General features: G+C 66.5%; 6 protein-coding genes. All 6 read left to right on the forward strand.

What is annotated here, in order from left to right:
• The first annotated feature begins 322 nt into the window (after positions 1–322).
• On the forward strand, positions 323–1,591 hold the full coding sequence (folC, locus tag XdyCFBP7245_RS22865) for a bifunctional tetrahydrofolate synthase/dihydrofolate synthase (protein ID WP_104617648.1): 1,269 nt from the start codon (positions 323–325) through the stop codon (positions 1,589–1,591).
• A 67-nt stretch (positions 1,592–1,658) separates the two neighbouring features.
• Positions 1,659–2,723: an SPOR domain-containing protein gene (locus XdyCFBP7245_RS22870; RefSeq protein ID WP_104617649.1), complete on the forward strand. Its 1,065-nt coding sequence runs from the start codon at positions 1,659–1,661 to the stop codon at positions 2,721–2,723.
• A gap of 226 nt (positions 2,724–2,949) precedes the next feature.
• A complete protein-coding gene (locus tag XdyCFBP7245_RS22875; RefSeq protein ID WP_104617650.1) occupies positions 2,950–3,705 on the forward strand; it encodes a CvpA family protein in 756 nt (251 codons plus the stop codon).
• A gap of 30 nt (positions 3,706–3,735) precedes the next feature.
• On the forward strand, positions 3,736–5,202 hold the full coding sequence (purF, locus tag XdyCFBP7245_RS22880) for an amidophosphoribosyltransferase (protein ID WP_055846019.1): 1,467 nt from the start codon (positions 3,736–3,738) through the stop codon (positions 5,200–5,202).
• Between the two features lie 22 nt (positions 5,203–5,224).
• Positions 5,225–5,782, forward strand: coding sequence for a hypothetical protein (locus XdyCFBP7245_RS22885; RefSeq protein WP_146091723.1), 558 nt, complete (start codon positions 5,225–5,227; stop codon positions 5,780–5,782).
• A complete protein-coding gene (locus XdyCFBP7245_RS22890; RefSeq protein WP_104617652.1) occupies positions 5,779–6,585 on the forward strand; it encodes a ferritin-like domain-containing protein in 807 nt (268 codons plus the stop codon). The genes XdyCFBP7245_RS22885 and XdyCFBP7245_RS22890 overlap by 4 nt, the downstream gene beginning before the upstream one ends.
• Positions 6,586–6,955 lie beyond the last annotated feature (370 nt).

A 6,955-nucleotide genomic window follows, 5' to 3' on the forward strand; every position in this document is an offset into this window, starting at 1 on the left:
AGCGTCGCCGAACGTCAGTTGCATGGATGATTCCTCAACACGAGGCGGGTAGTGTCGCGCATCTGCCGTGCTTTGTTCAGAGGTTCCCTAGGTCCGGTGTATTGCCGCTTGCATCGCCTGTGGAATGTTGGCTGAGCCGAGTCAAGCTCTTCATTGTTCTGTTTTGTTCGGGTTATTGCTTTCTCGTCACGCCCGGGCCCGCCGCATGCCAGTTCCGTCAAATCAGTTCAGCTACGCTACGCAGAGCATCGGACAGCAAGCCGATTTTCTGGATGCATGGTGAAAACGCGATAATTGCGGTTGCAAAACTCCAGGTAACCCCGTGACCACTCCCACCACACTCACCGACTGGCTCGCCTACATCGAGCAGCAACACCCCAGCAGCATTGCGATGGGGCTGGAGCGCGTGCGCGAGGTGGCTGCGCGGCTGCAGATCGAGGCGCCGGCCAAGCATGTCATCGTGGTCGGTGGCACCAACGGCAAGGGCTCGACGGTGGCTTTTGTCGAGGCGATCGGCCGCGCTGCCGGGTGGAAGGTGGGGGCGTACACGTCGCCGCATCTGCTGCGTTACAACGAGCGTGTGCGCATCGATGGTGTCGATGCAAGCGATGCCGCGCTGGTCGCCGCCTTTGCGGCAGTGGAGGCGGCGCGTGGCACGACGCCGCTGACCTATTTCGAGTACGGCACGCTGGCGGCGCTGTGGCTGTTTCAGCGGTCCGAACTTGACCTGGCGGTGCTGGAAATCGGCCTGGGTGGGCGCCTGGATGCGGTCAACCTCATCGATTCGGATGTGGCGGTAATCACCACCGTGGATATCGACCACACCGACTGGCTAGGCGAGGACCGCGAGGCGATCGGCGCCGAGAAGGCGGGCATCATCCGCGCGTGGAAGCCGGTGGTGCTGGGCGAGATCGACCCGCCCTCCAGCGTGCTGCGCCGCGCCTACCAACTTGGTGCCAACGCGATCCGCGCCGGCAGCGATTATTTCTTCGAGCCGATCGACGCACAGCATTGGCGCTGGCGCGATGTAGCGGTGCACCTGGAGCTGCCGATGCCGGCATTGCAGGCCCCCGTGCAACTGGCCAATGCCGCCGCCGCCATCGCCGCGCTGCAGGCCTTGCCGGTGGAGCTGTCGCAGACTGCCTGGGCGCGGGGCATCGCCGATGCCCAGGTGGCGGGGCGCCTGCAGCGCAGCGACGTCGCCGGGGTGGAAGTGTTGCTGGATGTGGGGCACAACCCGCAGGCCGCGCGCGCGCTGGCGCAGGCGCTCGGCGCGCAGCCGATTGCCGGCGTCACATATGCAATCTATGCGGCGCTGGCAGACAAGGACGTCTCGACGGTGGTGGAGGCAGTGGCCGTGCAGATCGATCAGTGGGCATTGGCCGGCTTGGAAGGTGCGCGTGGCCAGTCTGCACAGGCTCTGCAGCAGCGCCTGCAAGGCACGAGTGCTGCGCAGGCGCCATGCCATGACTCCGTCGCCAGCGCCGTGCATGCGGTGCTCGCCATGGCCAACCCGGGCGACCGCGTATTGGTGTTTGGCTCGTTTCATACCGTTGCCGACGCGCTGAACGCACTTCGTTCAGCCCACTAGGGTCGGCGAGGTGGCGCCGGCCTTATAATCGCCGCGGCACCCCGCCACGCCTGTAGCTCTCTTTACTGTGGACACTGCTCTGAAACAGCGACTGATTGGCGCCATCGTTCTGGTGGCGCTTGCCGTGATCTTCCTGCCGATGCTGGTCAAGGGCCCTGCGCCGTCCAGCGGCGTCGCCGATGTGCCGCTGGAGGCGCCTGCCGCGCCCGGCAATGGCGAGTTCGAAACCCGCGAATTGCCGCTGGTCACCCCTGGCAATGCGCCGGCGGGTGGTGCGCTGGGCATGGCTGGTGCCCCCAGCGCTCCGGCGGCGGTGCAAGACAACCCGGACGCAGCCGACCTGGCGAACCCCAGCAGCGCGCCGTCTGCGCCGGACGTGGCGGCCGGCAACTACGCAGTGAATTTTGGTGCGTATGCCACCAGCGCCGACGCCGATGCGGTGATCGCGCGGCTCAAGCAGGCGCAGCTGCCCGGCTTCAGCGAGAAGACCCAGATCAATGGCCGCCCAGCCTGGCGCGTGCGCGTGGGCCCGTATGCCGATCAGGCCCAGGCCGAGTCGGCCAGGCTGCAGGCAGTGAAGGTGCGCGGCGACGTCAATGCGCAGGTGGTGACGCTGGACGCCAATGCCGCCGCACCGGCGCCGGTTGCGACGCCAGCGCCCACGTCGGCCGCAAAACCCAGCAGCAGCGTGGCCGCTGCCAGCGCGCCTGCCGCGCCCAAGACCGAAAGCCTGCCGCCGGAGCCGGCCAAGCCGGTCGCCGCTGCTCCCAAGCCGGCCGAAGCGCCCAAACCGGCACCGCCCAAGCCGGAAGTCGCCAAGGTAGAACCGGCCAAGCCCGAGCCTGCGAAGCCCGTTGCCGCCGCACCCACCGCGCCGGCGGCGCCTGCCGCGAGTGGCGTCGGGTTTGCCGTGCAGCTGGGCGCGTTCGGCCGCGCCGAAGACGCCAATGCCCTGCGCGACCGCGTGCGCGCTGCCGGCTTCAGCGCCTTTGTCGAGCAGGTCCGTACCGACAAGGGCGCGCTTAACCGCGTGCGCGTCGGCCCGGTCGCCAATCGTGGCGATGCCGAGCAGTTGCGCGCACAGGTTGCGGCCAAGGTCGGCATTTCCGGCATGGTTCGTCCGCATCCTTGAGATGAGCGCAACGCGTCGCGCCGCCACGCAGCGAGCGCGACAGCAGTGCGAATCGGTGTGAGCCACGCGTCCCGTCCACATGTTGTAGGCGTCGCAGTGGCGGATGATCGGCGCTGGCGTCTTTCGGCCACACCCGCAATTTCGACAGCCTCACGCCCACGGAGGGGAAGGCAATGACCAGCAAGCCACGTTGGACCGGCGCATGCGCCGCGCGGAGACCTCACCAATGATCGACATGGTATTGGGCGTCATCATTCTGGTGTCGGCGCTGTTGGGCTTGCTACGCGGCTTTGTCGCGATCGTGGTCGGCACCTTGTCGTGGTTGCTGGCGGGCTGGGCCACGTTTTTGTTTGGCGGCTCGGCGGCGCGCTGGCTGGCCGATGGCAAGCATCCGTCGGCCACTGAATCGTTCGGTGGCTATGCCATGGTGTTTGTCGGTGTGCTGATCAGCGTGGCGGTGATCGGCATGGTCATTCGCGCCGGCGTGGATGCGGTCAAACTCGGCGGGACCGACCGCATGCTCGGGTTCGGTCTGGGCGTGGTGCGTGGCGGGTTTCTGGCCAGCGTGTTGGTGCTGCTGATGGGGTTTACGCCGTTGCCGCGTGAGCCGGCGTGGCGGCAATCGGTGCTGTTGCCGATCCTGCAGCCCGGCGCCGGCTGGATGCGAGCGCAACTGCCGGCCTGGCGCATGCCGGCGATGGACATGCCATCCATGGAACTCGGCAACTTGCCCACGGAGTTGGGGAAGTTGCCTTCGACAGGCGATAATACCGACCTGGGCAAAATGCTGTCCGGGTCCGGCTTGAGCGACACCGTGTCGCGGGCGCTCGGTAAACCTGGCAAACCCGGCAATGCCGCCAGCGACGGACGCGATCCGGCGCAGGCGATGCCGGCCAATATCGATCCGGCGCAGGTTCGCGGCGGAGAAAGCGACCCGGCTCGGGTCGAATCCCAAGGCCAGGCACGGCCACCTTCACAGTAACGGCGCAAGCCGCAGCGGAGAACGCGCACCATGTGTGGCATCGTCGGTATTGTCGGCAACCAGAACGTCGCCGGGCAACTTTATGACGGCCTGACCGTCCTGCAGCATCGTGGGCAGGACGCCGCAGGCATCGCCACCGCCGACGGCACGCGCTTGCGCGTGCAAAAAGCCAATGGCCTGGTGCGCGATGTGTTCGACGAAAAGAAGATGGCGGTGCTGGAAGGCCGCGTCGGCATCGCGCACTGCCGCTACCCGACCGCAGGCTCGGAGGGCATGGACGAGGCGCAGCCGTTCTACGTCAATTCGCCCTACGGTATCGCGCTGGCGCACAACGGCAACCTGATCAACACCGAGGCCCTGCGTCAGCAGGTGTTCGAAGCCGACCGCCGCAACATCAACACCGATTCGGACAGCGAAGTGCTGCTGAACGTGTTCGCCTACGAGCTGGACGCGCAGCGCATGCTCACCCCCGAGGCGGCGATCCGCGCGGTGGCCGGCGTGCACCGTCGTTGCAAGGGCGGCTATGCGGTGGTGAGCGTGGTGCTGGGTCTGGGCCTGGTGGCGTTCCGCGACCCGCACGGCATCCGTCCGCTGGTGCTGGGCAAGCGCGAGCACGCCGAAGGCACCGAATACATCGTGTCCTCCGAATCGGCGGCGCTGGATATTCTCGGCTACCAGCGCGTGCGCGACGTGCGTCCCGGCGAGGCGATGGTGATCACCGCGCGCGGCGAGCTGTTCTCGGAAGTCTGCGCAGCCCCGACCATCAATGCGCCGTGCATCTTCGAGTACGTGTACTTCGCGCGTCCCGATTCGATGATCGACAACATCTCGGTGCACAAGGCGCGCATGCGCATGGGCCTGAAGCTGGGCGAAAAGATCCTGCGCCTGCGCCCGGATCACGACATCGACACCATCATTCCGATCCCGGACACCTCGCGCGATGTGGCGCTGGAAATGTCCAACGTGCTCGGCGTGAAATATCGCGAAGGCTTCGTCAAGAATCGCTACGTGGGCCGCACCTTCATCATGCCGGGGCAGGGCGAGCGGCAGAAATCGGTGCGTCGCAAGCTCAACCCGATCCACCTGGAATTCCGCAACCGCGTGGTGCTGCTGGTGGACGATTCCATCGTGCGCGGCACCACCAGCCGGCAGATCGTGCAGATGGCGCGCGATGCCGGCGCGCGCAAGGTGTATCTGGCCTCGGCCGCGCCGCCGGTGCGCTATCCCAACATCTACGGCATCGACATGCCGGCCGCCGAAGAACTCATCGCGCATGGCCGCAGCGAGCTGGAAATCCAGGAATTCCTGGGTTGCGACTGGCTGATCTACCAGGACCTGGAAGATCTGGAAGTGGCGGTGCGCGAAGGCAACCCGGACATCAAGCAGTTCGATTCCTCGTGCTTCAACGGCGAGTACATCACCGGCATCGAACCGGGCTATTTCGAACGCATCCAGCAACTGCGCTCGGACGATGCCAAGAAGCGTCGCCGCGCCTGAGTTGTCACCGCGCAGCGCGCTATTGGCTGTAGTCGCGGCCGGGATGGCGACGCTACTGGCGAGCTGCGCTGCCGATGGCGCTGCACCGATCCGCACCGTGGACGATGCGCGCCTGCGCAACGGGCAAGTGCCTGTTGCGCTGCGCACCACACTGGACATGCAATTGGACTGGCAGCAACAGGCCGCACTGGCCCCCGTATTCGCCACGCCTGCCGGCGCGCAACGGCTGGATCTTGCCGGCGCCACGCGCGTGGATGAGTCACTTGTTGTTGTGCGCCTGCGCGAGGCAGCCGCCGCCGGCGCTGCGCCAGCGGATTTGGCGGAATGGACGTACGCGGTGGATTGCCGCAGCGACCAGGCGCGCTTGCTCGGTGCCGGTATCGGTATTGGCGCGGGCGGCCCGGGCGCGCTGCCGTCATCGGTGGCAGCGCCTGCACCGGCCGATCGCGCGCGGCTGTTCGCACTGGTGTGTGCCAAACGCACCGCTTGCGAGTTGCGGATCAAGGCAAACGCCTGCGAGCGGGTACGTGCCGCATCGCTCGCGGCACTGGGGCAGCAACAGGTGCGGCAGGCGCCGTGATCACCGATCTGTTCGACGCCGCACGCGCCTGCCTGGATGCTGCCGATCCGCTGCAAAAAGTCGCGCTGACGCAACAGTACGCGGCCGCGTTTCGCGATGGCGGGCTGCTGATGAATGCGGCCGCGCCAGCACCTGCGCCGATCTGCATGCCGGGCCGGCCGGCCACGCCGGTGCTGGTGCATCCGCGCGAGCTGCCGCGGCGTGGACTGGGGACGGTGGAAGGGCGCGCGGCCTTCATCCATGCGATTGCGCATATCGAACTCAATGCGATCGACCTGGCCTGGGATGCGGTCTATCGTTTCCGCGGCCTGCCCGATGCGTTTTATGCCGATTGGGTGGCGGTGGCCGACGACGAATCCCGCCACTTCATGCTGCTGCGCGCGCGCCTGCAGGCGCATGGACACGACTACGGCGACTTTGCCGCGCATAACGGGCTATGGGAAATGTGCGAGAAAACCGCGCATGACGGTCTGGCGCGCATGGCGCTGGTGCCGCGAGTGCTGGAAGCGCGCGGCCTGGACGTGACACCGGCGATGATCGTCAAATTGCGCTCGCTTGGCGATGCCGCCACGGCCGAGGTGCTGGAGACCATCCTGCGCGAGGAAGTGGCGCACGTGGCCGCCGGCTCGCGTTGGTACCGATGGTATTGCGCACAGGCCGGTATCGAACCACGGGCACGCTTCAAGGCGTTGCTGCGCGAATACGCCGGCGGCTACCTGCATGGCCCGTTCAATCTGCAGGCGCGGCTGCTTGCCGGTTTCGACGAAGACGAGCTGGCCGATCTGGTGGAGCAGGCCGGCTGAGTCAGTGGGTTGATCGTGCTGTTGTGGAGCGGAACACGCGCATGCCTGGTCGGGCACTGGCCGCAGAGTGGTGCGTTACGTGCGCTTGGCGTCATCGGAGCTTCGCAGGCTGCGCTGGTCGATGTCGCAATGCCCTCACCAGTCGGAAGACGCGCCGTGAATCCCATCGCTGCCGCCTCTGGAGCCCGTAAGCGCTGAAGACACCGCACCAGGGCCTTGTTCGATTGCTCGATTGAAAACCAGACACACCGACCATCACGACGGGTCCTTGCCCGCTCACCGGCGCGGGACCTTATGCGGCATGGATGCCGCATAAGAGCCTTATCTGTTCGGAATCTGGCAGTTTAGGTGTCGAGAGCCGGCGTGGGCT

Origin of the sequence: Xanthomonas dyei, from assembly GCF_002939865.1 — a bacterium.
Taxonomy (GTDB): Bacteria; Pseudomonadota; Gammaproteobacteria; order Xanthomonadales; family Xanthomonadaceae; genus Xanthomonas; species Xanthomonas dyei.